This window comes from Streptomyces sp. NPDC016851, assembly GCF_055562795.1.
On the sequence record NZ_JBVHEP010000004.1, the window covers coordinates 17,172 to 36,141 of the forward strand.

Here is an 18,970-nt window from a genome sequence, read left to right on the forward strand (position 1 = left end):
ATGCGGCGGCAAAACCGGAACGGGGCGTACAACTTGTTCCCGGGCTCGTGGATCTGATCATCCGAGTCAAGAGACTCCTAGATCACTTCTCCACCTGGGGAACACATGCACATCCGAGCCACCGTGGCCGCCGTCTCCGGCGCCCTGGCCCTCTCCGCCCTCGTCGTACCGGCCGCACAGGCCGCCGACGCGCCGTCCGGCAAGGCGGCCTTCAGCTCCGCCTCCGCCGACGCCGACTCGGGCACCACCGCGTCGACCCTCGACGTCACCTTCTCCGACGTCAAGGTCAACAGCGGCAAGAACATCGTCGTCGGCACCACGAACGTGGTCAGCTTCCCGGTCACCTACACCGTGACCCACGCCGCGGACCTCGACACCAGCTCGGACAACTTCGCCACCGGCCCGCTGATCTACCACGGCTCCTCGCTGGACACCGCGGACAACGTCCTCATCAGCGACGACCCGGCCACCTGCACCGCCGCCTCGTCGACCGTCCTCAACTGCAAGGGCGTCATCGCCGTCCGCCCGGCCGACGGCGAACTGTTCAACTCCGACGCCGGTACCTGGGGCGCCGGCGCCCTCGCCGTCACCAGCAACGGCGACCAGAAGGAGCAGGGCGGCCTGGGCAGCACCAAGGTGCAGCGCTACTCCAAGCTGACCGTCAACGCCGGTCCCGAGCCCGTCTACAAGGGCAAGACCATCACGTCCACCGGCAAGCTGTCCCGCGCCAACTGGGAGGACAACGCCTACCACGGCTACACCAACCAGCCGGTCAGGCTCCAGTTCCGCAAGGCGGGCACCAGCACGTACACCACGGTCAAGACGGTCTACTCCGACCAGTACGGCAACCTGAAGGCCACCGCAACCGCCCAGTACGACGGCTACTGGCGCTTCAGCTTCGCCGGCACGACGACCACCCCGGCGGTCAATGCCACGGGCGACTACGTCGACGTGCGGTAACTCCGGCTACGCCGGGAAGCGGCGGTCCACCCACCTCCAGGTGAGCTCCAGGGTGGCCGCCGCCACCACCGCGATCCCGACCGCCAGCCACGGCATCGTCACCCCGACCAGCTTCAGCGCGAAGAAGTCCTGGAGCCACGGCACGACGAGGACCAGCAGGAACGCCCCGCCCATCGTGGCCACCAGGGCGATCCGCCACCAGGTGTAGGGGCGGGCGATGATCGCCAGGACCCACATCGAGATGAGGAACAGCGTGAGCGTCGCGGCACTGGTCTCCGCGTCCAGCGCGCCCGCGCCCGTGTAGTTCTCCCGGGCGATCAGATACGTCGCGAAGGTCGCCAGCGCGGCCACCACCCCGCCCGGGATCGCGTACCGCATCACCCGCCGCACGAAGTTCGGCTTCGCGCGTTCCTTGTTGGGCGCGAGCGCGAGGAAGAAGGCCGGGACGCCGATCGTCAGGGTCGAGAGCAATGTCAGGTGGCGCGGCAGGAACGGGTACTCGACCTGCGAGCAGACCACCAGGATCGCCAGCAGCACCGAGTAGACCGTCTTGACGAGGAACAGGGTCGCGACCCGCGTGATGTTGCCGATGACCCGGCGGCCCTCCGCCACCACCGACGGCAGCGTCGCGAAGCTGTTGTTCAGCAGCACGATCTGCGCGACCGCCCGGGTCGCCTCCGAGCCGGAGCCCATCGCGACGCCGATGTCGGCGTCCTTCAGGGCGAGGACGTCGTTCACCCCGTCGCCCGTCATCGCGACCGTGTGCCCGCGGGACTGCAGCGCGCCCACCATGTTCCGCTTCTGCTGCGGGGTGACCCGCCCGAACACCGTGCCGTCGTCGAGGGCCTCGGCCATCCCCTCCCGCTCGGCGGGCAGCCGGCGCGCGTCCACCGTGGCGCCGGACAGCCCCAGCTTGGACGCGACCGCGCCGACCGACACCGCGTTGTCGCCGGAGATGACCTTGGCAGCCACGTTCTGCTCGGCGAAGTAGCGCAGCGTCTCGGCCGCGTCCGGCCGCAGCCGCTGTTCCAGGACCACCAGCGCGACGGGTTTCGCTCCCTCGGCGACCTCCGGGTCGTCGAGGTCCCGGTCGACCCGGGCGAGCAGCAGCACCCGCAGGCCCTGCTCGTTCAGCCGCCCCGTCTCGGCGAGGGCCGGGTCGTCCTCGGGCAGCAGCACGTCAGGCGCCCCGAGCAGCCAGGTGCTGCTCTCCCCGTCGGCCTCGGCGAACGCGGCGCCGCTGTACTTGCGGGCGGAGGAGAACGGCAGCGCCTGGGTGCAGCGCCAGTCCTCGGCGGCCGGGTAGGTGTCGATGATCGCCTTGAGCGAGGCGTTCGGCCGGGGATCGGACTCGCCGAGCGCGCCGAGCACCCGGCGTACGTAGGTCTCGTCGGCGCCCTGCAGGGGCCGCAGCTCGGTGACGTCCATGCCGCCCTCGGTGAGGGTGCCGGTCTTGTCGAGGCAGACCGTGTCGACCCGGGCCAGCCCTTCGATCGCGGGCAGCTCCTGGACGAGGCACTGCTTGCGGCCGAGGCGGATGACGCCGATGGCGAAGGCCACCGACGTGAGCAGGACCAGCCCCTCCGGGACCATCGGGACGATGCCGCCGACCGTGCGGGCGACGGAGTCGTCGAAGGCGTTCTCCTTCACGAACAGCTGGCTGATGATCAGCCCGATCGCGGTCGGGACCATCATCCACGTGACGTACTTGAGGATCGTGGAGATCCCGGAGCGCAGCTCCGACTGGACGAGGGTGAACCGGGACGCCTCCTCCGCGAGCTGCGCGGCGTACGCCTCCCGGCCGACCTTCGTGGCCTGGAAGGCCCCGCCGCCCGCGACCACGAAGCTGCCGGACATCACCGGGTCGCCGGGGCGTTTGACGACCGGGTCCGCCTCGCCGGTGAGCAGCGACTCGTCGATCTCCAGCCCGTCGGCCTCGGCACAGACGCCGTCCACGACGACCTTGTCACCGGGCCCGATCTCGATCAGGTCGTCGAGGACGATCTCGGAGGTGCTGACCTGGCCGGAGGTCCCGTCCCGGCGGACGGTGGGACGCACCTCGCCGATCAGCGCGAGCGAGTCCAGCGTCTTCTTCGCCCGCCACTCCTGGACGATCCCGATCCCGGTGTTGGCGAGGATCACGAAGCCGAACAGGCTGTCCTGGATCGGCGCGACGAACAGCATGATCAGCCACAGCACACCGATGATCGCGTTGAAGCGGGTGAAGACGTTCGCGCGGACGATGTCGACGGTGGAGCGGCTGCTGCGCACCGGCACGTCGTTGACCTGGCCGCGCTCCACCCGCTCGGCGACCTGAGCCGAGGTCAGGCCGGTCTCGCGTGAGGTGACCGTCGCCGGCCGGGCGGAGTCGGGCCGGGCACCCGCGTCGAGATGCGTCATGCATTCGACGGTACGTGCGGTTTTGCCGCTTCACCTGCCGAATGCGGGGAAGATCCGACCTGGGGACGACGGACGTCGTGCCCTGGTCGTACGGCAGTTGTACGCCTTGGAGACCCCCGTCGGACCCTGGTGCCGCCCGCGGGGTCAGTCCGCCCGGCGCGCGGTGAACAGCAGGTACTCCCACTCCAGGACGGTCCCGCCCCCGCCCGTGCTCAGATCGCCCTCGCGGGCGAGGTCCGCCAGGCCGCGGTCCAGTGCGGCGGTGCGCTCGGGATCGCCGGCGATGTTCTTGTAGACGGTGATCGTGGGGCCGTAGCGCTCCTTGAAGTAGTCGCGGAACGCCTCGGGTGTCTCGAAGCGGTCGACCCGGACGGTCCGGCGCTCGGCCCGCACGTCCGTGATCCGGTCGCCGAAGAGGGCGCGCACATGGTCCTCGTCCCCCCACAGCGGAGGCGGCTGCGCGCCCGGCGGGGGCGGCGGCGCGTACGGCTTCAGCGTGGCGAACATCCGTCCGATGAAGCCCTGCGGCGTCCAGCTCAGCAGGCCGATGGTGCCGCCCGGACGGCAGACCCGGGCGAGTTCGCCGGCGGCCTGCTGGTGGTGCGGGGCGAACATCACTCCGACGCAGGACAGCACGGTGTCGAACTCCGCGTCATCGAAGGGCAGCGCCTCGGCGTCGGCCTCCTGCCAGCTCAGCTCCACGCCCTGCTTCTCGGCCACCCGCCGGCCGGCCTCGAAGAGTTCCGGGGTCAGGTCCGAGGCGACCACGTCCGCGCCGGCCAGGGCGGCCGGGATCGCGGCGTTGCCGCTGCCGGCGCCCACGTCCAGCACCCGCTGGCCGGAGCGCACCCCGCACGCCTCGACCAGGACCGCTCCGAGACCGGGGATGACCTCGGCGGCCAGGGACGGGTAGTCGCCCTGCGCCCACATCGCCCGGTGCTTGGCCTTCAGAGCCCGGTCGGCCTCGGTCGCGCTGTTCTGCGTCGTCATGGCTGCGCTCCTCACCGGAGGGGCGGCGGGTGCGCGCGACGGTTTCGGGCGTTTCGCCGCCTCTCTCCGAGAGTAGGGAGGGGACGGCTGCCTGTCTCGCCGGGGCGCGGGCAGGAACGTGCCTACTCGGCCGGCGGAGTCGCCGTTCCTCCGGTCGACGCAGTGGGCGTCACCTCCTGCTGGGCCGCCGCCCGCTTGATCGCGGCCTCGCGCCTGCGGACGTACCAGATGCCGATCAGCCCCAGACCGGCGCCGGCCAGGCAGGTCCACACCCACCACGTGTGGCCGTGGTCGTCGAACCAGCCGTAGAAGGGGAGCTGGACCAGGAAGAGGACGAACCAGAGGATCGTGCCGCCGGTGACGGTGGCGACCACGGGGCCCTCCAGGGGCTCCGGCGCCTCGTGTCTGGGGGTCCATTTCGCCATGGGGACAGCTTACGAGGCGATCAGGTCTACGCGCGCAGATGTGCGATCGGGGCTTTATATGTTCATACTGAAACGGTTTATGTCTGACCACTTCTCTTCGTAGGAACCACCAAACACATGTCCTCCTCGGCTCCCGCCAAGGTCCCCGCCCCTGAACAGCCGGGAGCCGGGTCCGCGTACGGCGCACTCGACCGCTTCTTCCGGATCTCCGAACGGGGCAGCACGCTGTCCCGCGAGGTCCGCGGCGGCCTCGCCACCTTCTTCGCGATGGCCTACATCATCGTGCTGAACCCGATCATCCTCGGCAGCGCCAAGGACATGTACGGTCACCAGCTCGACAACGGACAGCTGGTCACCGCGACGGCCCTCACGGCCGCGCTCACCACCCTCCTCATGGGCGTCATCGGCAACGTGCCGATCGCGCTCGCCGCCGGCCTCGGGGTGAACTCCGTCGTCGCCCTCCAGCTCGCCCCGCGCATGTCCTGGCCTGACGCGATGGGCATGGTGGTCCTCGCCGGGTTCGTGGTCATGCTGCTGGTCGCCACGGGGCTGCGCGAGCGCGTGATGAACGCCGTCCCCTACGGGCTGCGCAAGGCCATCTCCATCGGCATCGGCCTGTTCATCATGCTGATCGGTCTCGTCGACGCCGGCTTCGTCTCCCGTATCCCGGACGCCGCCCAGACCACCGTCCCGCTCCAGCTCGGCGGCGACGGCCATCTCAACGGCTGGCCGGTCCTGGTCTTCGTCCTGGGCGTGCTGCTCACGCTCGCCCTGATCGTGCGCAAGGTCTCCGGCGCGATCCTGATCTCGATCGTCGCCATGACCGTCGTGGCCGTGGTCATCGAGGCCGTGGCCAAGGTGCCGAGCTGGGGTCTCACCACCCCGAAGTGGCCCGGCAACCCGGTCGCCGGTCCCGACTTCGGGCTGGTCGGGCAGGTCAGCCTGTTCGGCGGCTTCGAGAAGGTCGGGGTGCTGACCGGTGTGCTGTTCGTCTTCACCGTGCTGCTGTCGTGCTTCTTCGACGCGATGGGCACGATCATGGGCGTCTCGGACGAGGCGAAGCTGACCGACGCGCAGGGGCAGATGCCCGGCATCAACAAGGTGCTGTTCGTCGACGGTCTCGCGGTCGCCGCCGGCGGTGCCAGCTCCTCCTCGGCGACCACCGCCTTCGTCGAGTCCACGGCGGGTGTCGGCGAGGGCGCCCGGACCGGCCTCGCGAACGTCGTCACCGGCGGTCTCTTCGCCGCCGCCCTCTTCCTGACGCCGGTCGCCACGATGGTGCCGTCCCAGGCGGCCACCCCCGCCCTGCTCGCGGTCGGCTTCCTGATCCTGGCCGGCTCGGTCAAGGAGATCGACTGGGCGGACTACACGATCGCCATCCCGGCCTTCGTGACGATGCTGATGATGCCGTTCACGTACTCGATCACCAACGGCATCGGCATGGGCTTCGTCACCTTCGTGGTGCTGCGGCTGGCGGCCGGGCGCGGCAAGGAGGTGCCGACGGCGATGTACGCGGTGGCGGCGGTGTTCGCGTTCTACTACCTGATGCCCGCGCTGGGTCTGACCTGATCCTGATCCTGATCCTCGTCGCCCGAGTCGGGTGACCCGTAGAACCTCTCCGTCTCCTCGACGGCGGCCTGGAAACGCTGGTCGAAGTCATCGCGAATGAGCGTCCGGACGACATAGTCCTGGACGCTCATTCCCCTTTTCGCGGCTTGGTGCCGGAGCCGCTGAAGCAGCTCGTGGTCTATTCGCAGGCTGAGCACGCTGGTCCCCATGCCCATGAGGGTCGCGGCACCGTTCGGTCCGGTGTGTCCTCTTCCGCGGCCGGATCACCCATATGAGTGATGTCACGGTTCAGTGGCCAGGGTCACGGGCATTCACGCGCGCCCCGGGTGGTACTTAGCGAGAGTAATGAGTTACGCTAAAGAACATGCCGGACCTCAACCATGGCGACGACGTAGCCGCCGTGAACTCCCTCCGATCCGCCGTGATGCGGCTGTCCCGTCGGCTCAAGCACCAGCGGGTCGACGAGTCGCTCAGCCCCACCGAGATGTCGGTGCTCGGCACCCTGTCCCTGTGCGGCAGGGCCACCCCGGGCGAGCTCGCCCGCAAGGAGCACGTCCAGCCGCCCTCGATGACCCGCATCGTGGCGCTGCTGGAGTCCAAGGGACTGGTCCGTCTGGAGCCGCACCCCGAGGACCGGCGCCAGAAGGTCGTGACGCGCACCGAGCAGGCAGAAGCGATGCTCGAGGAGAGCCGCCGCAAGCGGAACGCATTCCTGGCCACATTGGTGGAAAACCTCGACGAGGACGAGTGGGCGAAACTGCGCGCCGCCGCCCCCGTGCTGGAGAAACTCGCGCATCTGTAAGCCGTACGTCGCAAGGAGGCGAACCCTTTGAGTTCGGGACCCGGAGCAGCTTCCGCCCCCGCACCTGATCCCCACGACTCCCCGCCCACCTCCGACGCCCGCCCCTCCGACGCCACCCGGCCGGTCCGCAAGTCGTCGATGTTCTCCTCCCTGAAGGTCAGGAACTACCGCCTGTTCTTCATGGGACAGGTCGTCTCCAACATCGGCACCTGGATGCAGCGCATCGCCCAGGACTGGCTGGTCCTCAGCCTCACCGGCTCCTCCGCGGCCGTCGGCATAACGACGGCACTCCAGTTCCTGCCGATGCTGCTCTTCGGCCTCTACGGCGGTGTCCTCGTCGACCGGCTGCGCAAGCGGCCCACCCTGCTCGTCACCCAGTCGGCGATGGCCCTCACGGCCCTCGCCCTCGCCGCCGCCGTCCTCACCGGCCACGTCCAGGTGTGGCACGTGTACGTCGCCGCCTTCGCGGTCGGCCTCGCCACGGTGGTCGACAACCCGGCCCGGCAGTCCTTCGTCTCCGAGCTGGTCGGCCCGGGGCAGCTGCAGAACGCGGTCAGCCTGAACTCGGCGAACTTCCAGTCCGCCCGCCTGGTCGGCCCCGCCGTCGCGGGCATACTGATCACCGGCGTCGGCACCGGCTACGCGTTCCTCTTCAACGGCCTGTCCTTCATCGCGCCGCTCACCGGCCTGCTGCTGATGCGCGCCCGCGAACTGCACGTCGTCGAGCGCGCCCCGCGCGGCAAGGGGCAGCTGCGGGAGGGCGTGCGGTACGTCACCGGCCGCCCGGAGCTGATCTGGCCGATCGTCCTGGTCGGGTTCGTCGGCACCTTCGCGTTCAACTTCCCCGTCTACCTCTCGGCCTTCGCGGACGACGTGTTCCACGCGGGCGCGGGCGCCTACAGCATGTTCAACACGCTGATGGCGGTCGGCTCGGTCGCGGGCGCCTTGCTCGCCGCCCGGCGCGGCACGGCCCGGCTGCGGCTGCTGATCGCGGCGGCCCTGGTCTTCGGCGCGCTGGAGATACTGGCGGCGACCACTCCCACCCTGTGGATGTTCGCCCTGCTCATGGTCCCGCTGGGCCTGTTCGGCATGACGGTCAACGTCACGACGAACACCAGCATCCAGATGTCCACGGACCCGGCCATGCGCGGCCGTGTGATGGCCCTCTACATGATGGTCTTCCTCGGCGGCTCCCCGGTCGGCGCGCCGATCGTCGGCTGGATCACCGACACGTACGGCGCCCGGGTCGGCCTCGCGGCCGGCGGTGCCGTCGCGGCCGTCGCCGCGGCCGTGATCGGCCTGATCCTGGCCCGCGTCGGCAACCTCCGCCTGTCGGTCGGCTGGCACCACGGCCACCCGCGGGTGCGGTTCGTTCCCCGGGAGCAGCAGGAGCAACTGGCTCCGGCGGCGTAGGGCGGCGTAGGGCGGCGTGGCGCGTGCCCGGCCGGGAGGCTCACACCCTCTTGGCCAGCAGCTGGCCCGGCCAGCTGTTCTCGCCGACCGTGAAGGCCTCGGTCCGGGTGAAGCCGTTGGCCTCGTAGTAGTGGACGAGCTTGCCGTCGTCGCCGGCGTAACAGTCGACCCGCAACAGGCCCACCCCTGCCCGCCGGGTCACCTCGGCGGCGTGCGTGAGGAGCGCGCTGCCCACGCCGTGGCCCTTGAAGCGGCGGTCGGAGGCGAGCCAGTGGATGTACCGCTCGGGCTCGCCGGGCTGCGCGAGGTGGGACAGGTACGCGCCGGGCGAGTCGGTGAGGGTGAGGGTGGCGGCGGGGACGCCGTCGGCATCGGCCATGAACACGCTGCCCTCGTCCATGTACCGGCCGACCGACTCCACCGTCTTCGGGCTCTGGGACAGGGGCTTCGTCCCCCACTGCCCCGTGCGCCCCTGCGAGACCAGCCACTCCACGCAGCTGTCGAGCATGCCGAGTATCGCGGGAATGTCGTCGGGACCGCCGTCTCTGATGGTGATCTCCATGGCCTCATGGTGCCAGGCTGGAACCATGAGACTCTTCGCCGCCGTGCTTCCCCCTGACGGGGTGGTCCGCGAACTCGGTGCCGTGGTGGACGCGTTGCACAAGCTGCCCGGGGCGGACGGGCTGCGGTGGACAGGCCGCCCGGGCTGGCACTTCACCCTCGCCTTCTACGGCGAGGTCGACGACGGGCTCCTGCCGGAGCTGTCGGCCCGGCTGGAGCGTGCGGCCCGCCGTACCGATCCGTTTCCGCTCGCCGTGCGGGGCGGCGGTCAGTTCGGGCACGGGCGTGCCCTGTGGGCCGGGGCGGAGGGGGACCTGGCGACCCTGCGGCTGCTGGCCGAGCGGGCGGAGGCGGCGGCGCGGAAGGCGGGGGTGCCGATGGGGGAACACCGGCGGTACAAGGCACACCTCACCGTGGCCCGTAGCCGGGAGGCCTCCGATGTCCGGGCGTGTGTCGAGGCCCTGGACAGGTTCGTGAGCCGGACCTGGACCGTGCGGGAGCTGGTGCTGGTGCGGAGCAATCTGCCGACCTCGGGGGTCGCGGGCGAGCAGCCCCGCTACGAGGCGGTCGCCCGTTGGCCTCTCGGAGGCGCCGGTTAGGCTCGGGGCGTGGACCCGAAGACCCGGAACCGGATCATGGCCGGTGTGCTCGTGCTGATGTTTCTCGTCGTTGCCTTGGCTTCCGTGCTCGGGAGGTAGGGCGGCGGCCGGGGAACTGCGGACGGCTGCTTTCCGGCTGCCGGCCGGTGGGGGCTTGTCGCGCAGTTCCCCGCGCCCCTGAAAAAAAGGGTCTCTACCAGGCGAAGGCCTCCGGTGACGGCCCCGGGCCCGGGAAGATCTCGTCCAGGCCCGTCAGGAGTTCCTCGGACAGGTCCAGCTCGGACGCGCGGACCGCGGAGGCGAGCTGCTCGGCCGTGCGGGGGCCGACGATCGGGCCGGTCACGCCGGGGCGGGTGAGCAGCCAGGCCAGCGCGGCCTCGCCGGGCTCGATGCCGTGCTTGTCGAGCAGGTCCTCGTAGGACTGGATCTGCGCGCGGGTGGCCGGGTCGTTGAGCGCGTCGGCCGCGCGGCCGGAGGCGCGGCGCCTGCCCTCGACCTCCTTCTTGAGGACACCGCCCAGCAGACCGCCGTGCAGCGGCGACCAGGGGATGACGCCGAGGCCGTAGTCCTGCGCGGCCGGGATGACCTCCATCTCGGCGCGGCGCTCCGCGAGGTTGTACAGGCACTGCTCGCTGACCAGCCCGATGGTCCCGCCCCGCCGGGCGGCGATCTCGTTGGCCTGGGCGATCTTGTAGCCGGGGAAGTTCGACGACCCGACGTAGAGGATCTTGCCCTGCTGGACCAGGACGTCGATCGCCTGCCAGATCTCTTCGAAGGGCGTGTTCCGGTCGATGTGGTGGAACTGGTAGACGTCGATGTAGTCGGTCTGGAGCCGCTTGAGGCTGGCGTCCACGGCCCGCCGGATGTTGACCGCGGAGAGCTTGTCGTGGTTGGGCCAGGCCGGGCCGTCGGCGCCCATGTTGCCGTACACCTTCGTGGCGAGGACGACCTTGTCGCGCCGTCCCTCGCCCTTGGCGAACCAGGTGCCGATGATGCTCTCGGTACGGCCCTTGTTCTCGCCCCAGCCGTAGACGTTGGCCGTGTCGAAGAAGTTGATGCCCGCGTCCAGCGCCGCGTCCATGATGGCGTGGCTGTCGGCCTCGTCGGTCTGCGGGCCGAAGTTCATGGTGCCGAGGACGAGCCGGCTGACCTTGAGTCCCGTGCGTCCGAGCTGCGTGTACTTCATGCTGCCCAAGCCAACGTCTTGAAGTGCGCTCCAAGCAAGCACGCGTTGAGCTCGAGGGGTCCGGGCGTCAGTCGCGGGGGAACTCGTCGGTCTTGAGGGTGAGGCCGAGGTCCGTGATGGTGAGGTCGACGCCCGCGCCGAAGGCGACCGTCGTCTCCGTGAGGTAGTCGCCGTCCTTGGGCTGGGTGTACAGGTGGCACTTGCCCTGGTAGGGGTCGGCGATGAGGTAGACGGGGACTTCGGCGAGGGCGTAGGCGGTCTTCTTGGGACCGTAGTCGTTGTGGGCCGTGCCCTTCGAGATGACTTCCGCCACGAACTCGATGTCCTGGCAGCGCCAGAGGCCCTTCTCGTTCTTCTCGGCTCCCTCAGCCACGAGGGTCACGTCGGAGGCGAAACCGTTGAGGTGCCCCGGATAGTCGACACGGACATCCGATTTCACGCGCTTGCGCGGGTACTTGGCACGCAGCTGCTCGAAAATGTCGGCAATGATTTCCCAGTGCGTGTCCTGCTGCGGCACCATGAAAATGACCCCCTCGACGATCTCGACCTTGAAACCCTCGGGGGCGGTCCGCTCAAGCGACTCGAACAGCTCGTCCAACGTCAGCTCGTCGTCTGCCTCGGCCATCTCGATCCTGTCTTCGCGGACGGTCATCGTGGCGCTCCTCCCCGGCCGCCTTATGGACGTGGGCAGCCGCGCAGCACAACGATGCGTACGGTGACCAGGACACCGGAAAGAAGCGCATATGCCACACCGGCCCGCCACCGACCACCTCGTCCAGCTCCTCCGCACCACCCTCGGCGACTCCGTCCTCGGCATCTACCTGCACGGCTCCGCCACCCTCGGCGGCCTCCGCCCGCACAGTGACATCGACGTCCTGGCCGTCGTACGGGAGCCCACGACACACACCCAACGCCGGGCCCTGGTGGAGGAGTTGCTCAAGGTGTCCGGCGTGGACGGGCGGCGGCACGTGGAACTGATCGTCGTCGTCCAGGACGACGTACGGCCCTGGCGCTACCCACCCACCTGCGACTTCCTCTACGGCGACTGGCTGCGGGACGACTACGAGCGCGGAGTGACCCCGGGCCCCGAACCCAGCCCCGACCTCGCGCCTCTCCTCACCATGGTCCTACGCGCCGACGCCCCGCTCCACGGGCCGCCGCCCGCCGAGCTCCTCGACCCCGTGCCGCACGACGACCTCAGGCGCGCCATCGTCGCCGGCGTGCCGGAGCTGATGGCCGACCTGGACTCCGACACCCGCAACGTGCTGCTCACCCTCGCCCGGATCTGGACCACGCTCACCAGCGGGACCATCCGCTCCAAGGACGCGGCAGCCGCGTGGGCGCTCGACCGGCTCCCGGCCGAGCACCGGCCCGCCCTCGCCCGCGCCCGGGCCGTCTACCTGGGGGAGGAGGCGGAGCGCTGGGACGACCTGGCGCCCCGGCCCTGCGCGGAGTTCCTGACCCGGATGATCACCGAGAGTCACTCCTCGTAGGGCTCGCCCAGGTCCCAGGCCTGGTACATCGCCTCGGCGAAGGCAGCCGCGATCTTGTGCTCGCCGCTGCCGTTGGGGTGGGTGCCGTCGTAGGTGTCGGTGTCGATGTCGTACGACGGTGGGGACGAGGCCAGCAGGACGGGCGAGCCGGGCTCGTCGAGGTCGGCGGCCGTCTTCGCCAGCAGTTCGTTGAAGCGGGCGACCTCGGCGGCGAAGGCCGGGTCGGACTGGGCCCGCACGTTCGGGATGACCGGCAGCCACACCATCCGCACCCGCCGGTTCGCCGCGCGGGCCTCGGCGGCGAAGGCCCTCACGTTCTCGGCGGTCTGCTCGGCGTTGGTGTAGAAACCCAGGTCGATCAGGCCCAGGGAGACCATGAGGACATCCGCACGGCACGACCGCACGGCCTCGCCGATCAACGGCGCCATGTGCAGCCACCCCTCGCCCCAGCCGGCCAGGTGGGCCCGCGGGAAGTCCGGGTCGGCGTACGCGTACGACGTCGGGGCGTCGGCGAACTTGTCGTGCAGCGTCTCGCGCGGACCGACGAGGGTGAAGGGCCCGCCGTAGGAACGGCACAGGTGCTGCCACATCCGGTAGCGCCACGTGTGTTCGCCCGCGCTCCCGATCGTCATGGAGTCACCGACGGGCATGAACCTGAGCATCCGCTCATGATGAACGATCAGAACGCCGGACGGGGTGTGAGTCGGGCCACGCGTCATGGAGAGGGCTGGGGGTCACGTGCCCGAAGGTGCGTGGGGCGTCCCGGACCTCGTGGGTGGCGGAGGCGGTTGGGCACGCTCGTACTGGTCGTGCCAAGCGGCGATCGTGAAAAGCAGGGCGACGGCTGCCAGGAGCAGTTGGACCGCTCCTGCGTAGGGATGCGCCGAGCACAGGAAGACCAGGGCGATCACGAGGACGCCCAATGTGAACCCGCCGAGCCAGAGGATCGGAGCCCAGTCCATCTGGGGTGCCACGGTTTGCCCGTCCGCACGGCCCCATCCACGGATGACCGACGCCAGCCCCAGCAGAAAGCCGACCGGGATTTCGATGAGCAGCACGATCAGGCTTATGCAGCCACCCGCGAACCCGTCGCCTCGCGAGTCCGAAGGTTTTCCAGGGCGGCCATCGTTTCCCGGCGAGCCCGATATGCACGACCTCGGCTCGAAGCGCATGGTCACATGCTCGTACGCCACGCCGTGCACTGCGTCACGGTTCACCAGGCGGAGACGGATTCGTGGCCGAACTGGCACCCGCAGCGCCCGAGAAGGGCACCGAACCCCGGCGCACCGAGCAGCGGCAGACTTGACCGCCTGGGCCATGTGCAGCGGGCACGAGGCCGAAGGACTTCACGGGGTACGTCGGTGGATCTCAGCTCAGTGATCATCGCTGTGGCAGGTGTCGCAGGAACCCTGGGAGGGGCACTGCTCACCCAGCGCGGCTCCGAACGAGCGAAGCGCCTGGAGATGGAGCTCGTCCGTGACCATGAGGAGGCCCGCGAAAACCGTACGCTGCGACGCACCTGCTATGCGGAACTCAACCGGGATGCCCGGCAGTTCACCACCGCACTCAACCGCCACCTGCACGTCATGCGGGAACGCGGGGTGCAGGAGGCCGACAGTCAGGCACTCGAGGAGGCGAAGAACGCGCACCGCGATCGATACTCCGAAGCACAGATGATCGCCCCCGAAGAAGTACTCAGGCGGGCGAGTGTCGTCAACCAAGCCCTGAACAACGTCTACGGCCAGGTCAAGCGCCTCGAACGCGGTGCCCCCGAACCAGGCGAAACGATGGAGACCGCGGCCCAGGCCCAGCACGAGGTCTGGGAGATGCTCCGGACCATGAGAACCGCCATGCGCGACGACCTCGGGGTGTCTCGGCCCGCTCGCGGGCCGGTGGCAGAGTGAGCCGGATGATCGGACGCCTGTACACCGTTGTCATCGACTGCCCCGACCCGGATGAACTCGCCGGTTTCTACGAGAAGCTGCTGTCGCTGTCACGGCAGGCGGACACCGGCGACTTCGTCGTGCTCCAGAACGCGGCGGGCACCCCGGTGGTCGCCTTCCAGCGGGTGGACGACTTTCGCGCGCCGCGGTGGACGGATTCCGCACGCCCTCCGCACATGCACCTCGACGTGATGGTCGCGAACCTCGATACGGCCGAGGCCCAGGTGCTCGCCCTCGGTGCGAGGCTGCTGGACGGTTCGGACAAGCCGATCGGTTACCGCGTCTACGAGGACCCCGTCGGCCACCCCTTCTGCCTGATCACTCCTGAGGGAGCTTGACCTTCCCATGTGAGGCCCGGCGTCGCAGGCGTGCTTCCGTTACCGGCGATGAACCGCGCAGCGGGATGGCAGGCTTGGGGGCATGCGCCGACCGTTCGCCCTTCTTGCCGCGGCCCTTCTCGTGGGCGTCTTCGCCGTGCCCGCCTCCGCCGCCGACGGCGACGAGGACTTCACGATCAAGGATCCGCGCATCACCGAGTCCAGCGGTCTCGCCGCGTCCCGGCTCCACCCCGGCATCTACTGGACGCACAACGACAGCGACGACGGCCCGTACCTCTACGCCGTCGACAGCAGGACGGGCGAGACCGTCGCCCGTCTCACCCTCACCGGCGTCGGCACGCCCCGGGACGTCGAGGCCATCTCCGTCGGCCCGGGCAACCGGATCTACGTCGGCGACATCGGCGACAACCTCGGCGGCAGCTGGCCCCACGTGTGGATCTACGAGCTGCCCGAGCCGAAGACGCTGAAGGACCAGACGATCCGGGCCACGCAGTACGTCGTGAAGTACTCCGACGGGGCCCGCGACGCCGAGTCCCTCGTCGTGCACCCGAAGACCGGCCGGGTCTACATCGTCGACAAGAACGAGAAGGGCGGTCACCTGTACGAGGGGCCCGCCGAGCTCTCCGCGTCCGGCACGAACCTCTTCCGGCCCGTCGCCGCCGTGCCCGACCTGGAGGCCACCGACGCCACGCTCTCCCCGGACGGCGAACACCTCGTCGTACGCAGCTACTTCGGCGCGATCGCGTACGACTGGAACGGCGGGAAGATCAAGCGCAAGGAGCGGCTCGGCGTGCCGTTCCTCGGGCAGGGCGAGTCCGTCACCTACACCGCCGACGGGACGCGGCTGATGTACGGCGCCGAGGGGGCCGACAGCTCGGTGGAGGGACAGGACGCGCCCGGTGGCTCCGGATCCTCGTCCGGGGGAGGGAGTTCGTCCGCGCGCAGCGACGGTGGCAGCGGCGACGGGCTCGGCGGCGATCTCAAGACCGGCGCCATCGCCGTGGCCGTGGTCTGTGTCGCCCTGCTCGGTCTGCGCGGGCTGAGGCGGCGCAGGTAGCAGACGGAGATGGCGGCGGAGACGGCGGCGGCTTATGGGGCCGCCGACTCGCCCCGGCGTTGCGCTACCAGGACCTCCAACCCGTCCAGGATCCGCTGGAGTCCGAACCCGAAGTGGTCGAAGTCCGGCCCGAACGTGTCCTCGGAGAGTGACGCCATCACCGGGTAGCGGCCCGACGCCAGGACCTTCTCCAGCATCGGCACCTGCGCCTGCCAGAACTCCGCGTCCGTCAGGCCCGTCCGGCGTTCCGCCTCCTGCTGGTAGAGCTGCGAGCGCGCGGCCCCGACGACGTACCCGTCGATCATGATGATCGCGGAGACGAGTTCGGGGTCGGTCAGCCCCATCGGGCGGATCAGGGTGAGGACCTTCTCCATGCCGTCCAGGGCGCTCGGGCCGAGGATCGGGCGGGACTGGTTGACCTGGAGCAGCCAGGGGTGGCGGCGGTAGAGGGCGAGCGTCTCGCGGGCCATGGCCTCCAGGGCGGCGCGCCAGCCGCCGTCGCCCAGGTCCGCCGGATCCTCCGAGGGACGCTGGACCCGGTCCAGCATCAGGTCGAGCAGCTCGCCCTTGCCGGGGACGTACCGGTAGAGCGACATGGTGCCGGTGCCTAGTTCGGCGGCGACCCGGCGCATGGAGAGCCCTTCCAGGCCGTCCGTGTCCGCGACCTGGACGGCCGCTTCCACGATCCGGTCCAGGGTCAGGGTCGGCTTGGGGCCGCGGCTGGGACGCCGGCCGGTGTCCCACAGCAGTTCGAGGGTGCGGGCGATGTCACCGCTGCCGCTGGTCTCCGTACCGGCCGCACTGCCGGTGGTGCCGGCGCCGCCCGTCCTGCCCGTATCGCCCGTGCCGCTTTCCATGGAGCCCAGCTTAGGTCCCCCGTAAAAAACTGGGTACGGCGTACGCGCAATCGGGTACGCTGTACTCAGTTTGGTGCCGGAGCAGGGCACGGGAACAGGGGAGGGGCGGTATGGACGGATACGCGGTGCGGGCCGAGGCGCTGGAGAAGCGGTACGGCGAGAAACGCGCCCTGGACGGCTTCGACCTGTCGGTACGCGAGGGCACGGTGCACGGCCTGCTCGGGCCGAACGGGGCGGGCAAGACCACCGCCGTCCGCATCCTGTCCACGCTGGTCCGGCTGGACGGGGGCAGGGCGACGGTCGCCGGTCTGGACGTGGCCCGGCAGCCGCGCGAGGTGCGGGCCAGGATCGGGCTCACCGGGCAGTACGCGGCGGTCGACGAGGTGCTCACCGGCCGCCAGAACCTGGAGATGTTCGGCCGGCTGTTCCACCTGGGCGGCAGGCGGGCGAAGCTCAGGGCGACCGAACTGCTGGAGCAGTTCGACCTGACCGACGCCGCCGACCGGGGCGTCGGCAAGTACAGCGGCGGCATGCGGCGCCGCCTCGACCTCGCCGCGTCGATGATCCTCGCCCCGGCCGTCCTCTTCCTCGACGAGCCGACGACCGGTCTCGACCCCCGTAGCCGCGGGGAGGTCTGGGACTCCGTCCGGGCGTTGGTGGCGGGCGGCACGACCGTGCTGCTCACCACGCAGTACCTGGAGGAGGCCGACAGGCTCGCCTCCCGCATCACCGTCATCGACCAGGGGCGCGCCATCGCCGACGACACCCCGGACGGGCTGAAGAGCCTGGTCGGCGGCGACCATATCGAGGTCGTGGTCGCCGAACGGGCCGAGATCCCGCGGGTGGTGAAGGTGGTCGCCCGGGTCGCGGACGGCGAACCCGAGGCGGACGAGACCGAGTTGCGGGTGCACGCCCCGGTCACCGACCGGGTCACGGCACTCACCGAAGTGGCGCGGACCCTCCAGGACGAGGGCGTCCGCGTCGAGGACATCGGGCTGCGCAGGCCCAGCCTCGACGACGTGTTCCTGCGCCTGACCGGACACCGGACCGAGGAGGGGGCAGCGGCATGAGTGCCATCGACCTGAGCTCACCCAGCACGCACGGCCGCACCTACTGGCTGCTCGCCGACTGCTGGAACGTCGTCCGCCGTGGGCTGACCCACTACCAGCGCCAGCCCGTCAACATCGCCTGGCAGCTGGGCTTCCCGATCCTCTCCGTGCTGCTCTACGGCTATGTCTTCGGCAGCGCCATGAAGGTGCCGGGCGGCGGCGACTACAACGACTACCTGATGCCGGGCATGTTCGCGATGACCATGGCGTTCGGCTTCATCAACACGGCGACCGTCGTGGTCTACGACTCCACCAAGGGCGTCATCGACCGCTTCCGTTCCATGCCGATGGCGTCCTCCGCCGTGGTGGCCGGACGCGGCGTCACCGATCTGCTCGTCGCCTGCGCCGAGTTGGCGATCATGATGCTCACCGCGCTCGCCATGGGCTGGCGGCCGGACGGGGGCCTCGGCTTCCTGGCCGCGTTCGGGCTGCTGCTGTGGCTGCGGTTCGCGCTGATCTGGATCGGGGTGTGGCTCGGCCTGATCGTGCCCAACCCCGAGGCGGCGGGCGGCCTGTTCGCGGTGGCCTTCCCGCTGACGATGATCTCCAGCATCTTCGTCGCACCGCAGCTCATGCCCGACTGGCTGGGCTGGGTGGCGGTCTGGAACCCGATCTCCTCCACGGCGGCGGCGACCCGCGAGCTGTTCGGCACGCCGGTCGGCGGCGACACCTGGGTCGAGCAGCACGCGCTGCTGATGGCCGGGGTGTGGCCGGTGATCCTGACGCTGATCTTCCTGCCGCTCGCCGTACGGCGGTTCCGGAAGCTGAGCCGCTAGGCGGACCCGCCCTGGGCAGTGTCGTCACATGGTCAACTTGTGAGGGCGCAAGGGCTGACCTTCGGTCTGACCTGCACGTACCATCCCGCGCATGGGGAAGTGGGGATTTCTGCTGGGGCTGCTCTTCGCCGGGGTGCTCGGTTGGGCGCTGGCCGGAGCGGTGGCCAGTGGCTGCGGGCCATCGCGCCGAGGCGGCTGTGGTGTTCCAGACGGGGCCGGCTGGTATTTCGCGGCGATGATGACCGTGCCGTGGCTGTTGGTCTTCCTCGCGCACTCAGTGACCCGCCGCGGCGGCCGGGGGCCAACAGCACTGGGTGTCTCCGCCGGGTTCCTCGTGAGCATCGCATTCGTACTGTCCAAGGACCCTGTGCTGCCACGCATGTGGGGCCTGGCCGTGGTTCTTGTGGGCTTGGCGATCGGTACGCCCCTTGTCGCGTGGCGCCTGGGGCGCAGCCGACGTACCCCGCCCGCTCGGAGGTTGCAGCCTTGACA

21 protein-coding genes are annotated in these 18,970 nt (G+C 70.0%); 11 read left to right on the top strand and 10 right to left on the bottom strand.

The window, feature by feature from the left end; genetic code table 11:
• Positions 1 to 105: 105 nt before the first annotated feature.
• Positions 106 to 960, top strand: coding sequence for a hypothetical protein (locus ACZ3I3_RS07835; protein ID WP_467363413.1), 855 nt, complete (start codon positions 106 to 108; stop codon positions 958 to 960).
• Between the two features lie 6 nt (positions 961 to 966).
• Here the strand turns inward: ACZ3I3_RS07835 and ACZ3I3_RS07840 are convergent, their stop codons facing one another.
• The 3 genes from ACZ3I3_RS07840 to ACZ3I3_RS07850 all read right to left on the bottom strand — a co-directional run bounded on the left by ACZ3I3_RS07840 (position 967) and on the right by ACZ3I3_RS07850 (position 4,775).
• Positions 967 to 3,360, bottom strand: coding sequence for an HAD-IC family P-type ATPase (locus tag ACZ3I3_RS07840; RefSeq protein WP_467363414.1), 2,394 nt, complete (start codon positions 3,358 to 3,360; stop codon positions 967 to 969).
• A 144-nt stretch (positions 3,361 to 3,504) separates the two neighbouring features.
• Positions 3,505 to 4,350, bottom strand: coding sequence for a class I SAM-dependent methyltransferase (locus tag ACZ3I3_RS07845; RefSeq protein WP_467363416.1), 846 nt, complete (start codon positions 4,348 to 4,350; stop codon positions 3,505 to 3,507).
• Positions 4,351 to 4,472: 122 nt separating this feature from the next.
• Positions 4,473 to 4,775, bottom strand: coding sequence for a DUF2530 domain-containing protein (locus ACZ3I3_RS07850; RefSeq protein ID WP_467363418.1), 303 nt, complete (start codon positions 4,773 to 4,775; stop codon positions 4,473 to 4,475).
• A gap of 117 nt (positions 4,776 to 4,892) precedes the next feature.
• Here ACZ3I3_RS07850 and ACZ3I3_RS07855 point away from each other — a divergent pair, with 117 nt between their 5' ends.
• Positions 4,893 to 6,344 (top strand): NCS2 family permease, encoded by a 1,452-nt coding sequence (locus tag ACZ3I3_RS07855; RefSeq protein ID WP_467363420.1) that lies wholly within the window; start codon positions 4,893 to 4,895, stop codon positions 6,342 to 6,344.
• On the opposite strand, the gene ACZ3I3_RS07860 is transcribed toward ACZ3I3_RS07855, so the two are convergent.
• Positions 6,314 to 6,553 (bottom strand): ribbon-helix-helix protein, CopG family, encoded by a 240-nt coding sequence (locus ACZ3I3_RS07860; RefSeq protein ID WP_467363422.1) that lies wholly within the window; start codon positions 6,551 to 6,553, stop codon positions 6,314 to 6,316. The two genes, ACZ3I3_RS07855 and ACZ3I3_RS07860, sit on opposite strands and share 31 nt — an antisense overlap.
• 155 nt (positions 6,554 to 6,708) lie before the next feature.
• On the opposite strand from ACZ3I3_RS07860, the gene ACZ3I3_RS07865 reads away from it, so the two are divergent.
• A complete protein-coding gene (locus ACZ3I3_RS07865; RefSeq protein WP_397700555.1) occupies positions 6,709 to 7,146 on the top strand; it encodes a MarR family winged helix-turn-helix transcriptional regulator in 438 nt (145 codons plus the stop codon).
• A 27-nt stretch (positions 7,147 to 7,173) separates the two neighbouring features.
• The gene (locus ACZ3I3_RS07870) at positions 7,174 to 8,559 is read left to right on the top strand and encodes an MFS transporter (RefSeq protein WP_467363424.1); all 1,386 of its coding nucleotides are present in this window, start codon (positions 7,174 to 7,176) and stop codon (positions 8,557 to 8,559) included.
• A gap of 40 nt (positions 8,560 to 8,599) precedes the next feature.
• Here the strand turns inward: ACZ3I3_RS07870 and ACZ3I3_RS07875 are convergent, their stop codons facing one another.
• Positions 8,600 to 9,121 (bottom strand): GNAT family N-acetyltransferase, encoded by a 522-nt coding sequence (locus ACZ3I3_RS07875; protein WP_467363426.1) that lies wholly within the window; start codon positions 9,119 to 9,121, stop codon positions 8,600 to 8,602.
• A gap of 25 nt (positions 9,122 to 9,146) precedes the next feature.
• Between ACZ3I3_RS07875 and thpR the strand changes: the two genes are divergently transcribed.
• Positions 9,147 to 9,719 carry an RNA 2',3'-cyclic phosphodiesterase gene (thpR, locus tag ACZ3I3_RS07880; RefSeq protein WP_467363428.1) on the top strand — a complete coding sequence of 191 codons (573 nt, stop codon included), beginning with the start codon at positions 9,147 to 9,149 and terminating at the stop codon, positions 9,717 to 9,719.
• A 193-nt stretch (positions 9,720 to 9,912) separates the two neighbouring features.
• On the opposite strand, the gene ACZ3I3_RS07885 is transcribed toward thpR, so the two are convergent.
• On the bottom strand, positions 9,913 to 10,905 hold the full coding sequence (locus ACZ3I3_RS07885; RefSeq protein ID WP_356926278.1) for an aldo/keto reductase: 993 nt from the start codon (positions 10,903 to 10,905) through the stop codon (positions 9,913 to 9,915).
• A 67-nt stretch (positions 10,906 to 10,972) separates the two neighbouring features.
• A complete protein-coding gene (locus tag ACZ3I3_RS07890; protein WP_467363429.1) occupies positions 10,973 to 11,557 on the bottom strand; it encodes a Uma2 family endonuclease in 585 nt (194 codons plus the stop codon).
• Between the two features lie 91 nt (positions 11,558 to 11,648).
• On the opposite strand from ACZ3I3_RS07890, the gene ACZ3I3_RS07895 reads away from it, so the two are divergent.
• A complete protein-coding gene (locus ACZ3I3_RS07895) occupies positions 11,649 to 12,398 on the top strand; it encodes an aminoglycoside adenylyltransferase family protein (RefSeq protein WP_467363431.1) in 750 nt (249 codons plus the stop codon).
• On the opposite strand, the gene ACZ3I3_RS07900 is transcribed toward ACZ3I3_RS07895, so the two are convergent.
• Both ACZ3I3_RS07900 and ACZ3I3_RS07905 read right to left on the bottom strand, forming a co-directional pair.
• Positions 12,386 to 13,060 (bottom strand): GDSL-type esterase/lipase family protein, encoded by a 675-nt coding sequence (locus ACZ3I3_RS07900; protein ID WP_467363433.1) that lies wholly within the window; start codon positions 13,058 to 13,060, stop codon positions 12,386 to 12,388. The genes ACZ3I3_RS07895 and ACZ3I3_RS07900 overlap by 13 nt on opposite strands.
• A 72-nt stretch (positions 13,061 to 13,132) precedes the next feature.
• A complete protein-coding gene (locus tag ACZ3I3_RS07905; protein WP_467363435.1) occupies positions 13,133 to 13,570 on the bottom strand; it encodes a DUF6234 family protein in 438 nt (145 codons plus the stop codon).
• Positions 13,571 to 13,774: 204 nt separating this feature from the next.
• On the opposite strand from ACZ3I3_RS07905, the gene ACZ3I3_RS07910 reads away from it, so the two are divergent.
• The 3 genes from ACZ3I3_RS07910 (at position 13,775) to ACZ3I3_RS07920 (ending at position 15,736) form a co-directional block, all read left to right on the top strand.
• The gene (locus ACZ3I3_RS07910; RefSeq protein ID WP_467363436.1) at positions 13,775 to 14,302 is read left to right on the top strand and encodes a hypothetical protein; all 528 of its coding nucleotides are present in this window, start codon (positions 13,775 to 13,777) and stop codon (positions 14,300 to 14,302) included.
• 5 nt (positions 14,303 to 14,307) lie between these two features.
• Positions 14,308 to 14,679 carry a VOC family protein gene (locus ACZ3I3_RS07915; RefSeq protein ID WP_467363438.1) on the top strand — a complete coding sequence of 124 codons (372 nt, stop codon included), beginning with the start codon at positions 14,308 to 14,310 and terminating at the stop codon, positions 14,677 to 14,679.
• Between the two features lie 82 nt (positions 14,680 to 14,761).
• Positions 14,762 to 15,736, top strand: coding sequence for a WD40 repeat domain-containing protein (locus tag ACZ3I3_RS07920; protein WP_467363439.1), 975 nt, complete (start codon positions 14,762 to 14,764; stop codon positions 15,734 to 15,736).
• 32 nt (positions 15,737 to 15,768) lie between these two features.
• Here the strand turns inward: ACZ3I3_RS07920 and ACZ3I3_RS07925 are convergent, their stop codons facing one another.
• Positions 15,769 to 16,593: a TetR/AcrR family transcriptional regulator gene (locus tag ACZ3I3_RS07925; RefSeq protein WP_467363440.1), complete on the bottom strand. Its 825-nt coding sequence runs from the start codon at positions 16,591 to 16,593 to the stop codon at positions 15,769 to 15,771.
• A gap of 110 nt (positions 16,594 to 16,703) precedes the next feature.
• Here ACZ3I3_RS07925 and ACZ3I3_RS07930 point away from each other — a divergent pair, with 110 nt between their 5' ends.
• The gene (locus ACZ3I3_RS07930) at positions 16,704 to 17,663 is read left to right on the top strand and encodes an ATP-binding cassette domain-containing protein (protein WP_467363441.1); all 960 of its coding nucleotides are present in this window, start codon (positions 16,704 to 16,706) and stop codon (positions 17,661 to 17,663) included.
• The gene (locus ACZ3I3_RS07935) at positions 17,660 to 18,478 is read left to right on the top strand and encodes an ABC transporter permease (protein WP_467363442.1); all 819 of its coding nucleotides are present in this window, start codon (positions 17,660 to 17,662) and stop codon (positions 18,476 to 18,478) included. The genes ACZ3I3_RS07930 and ACZ3I3_RS07935 overlap by 4 nt, the downstream gene beginning before the upstream one ends.
• Positions 18,479 to 18,970: the final 492 nt, after the last annotated feature.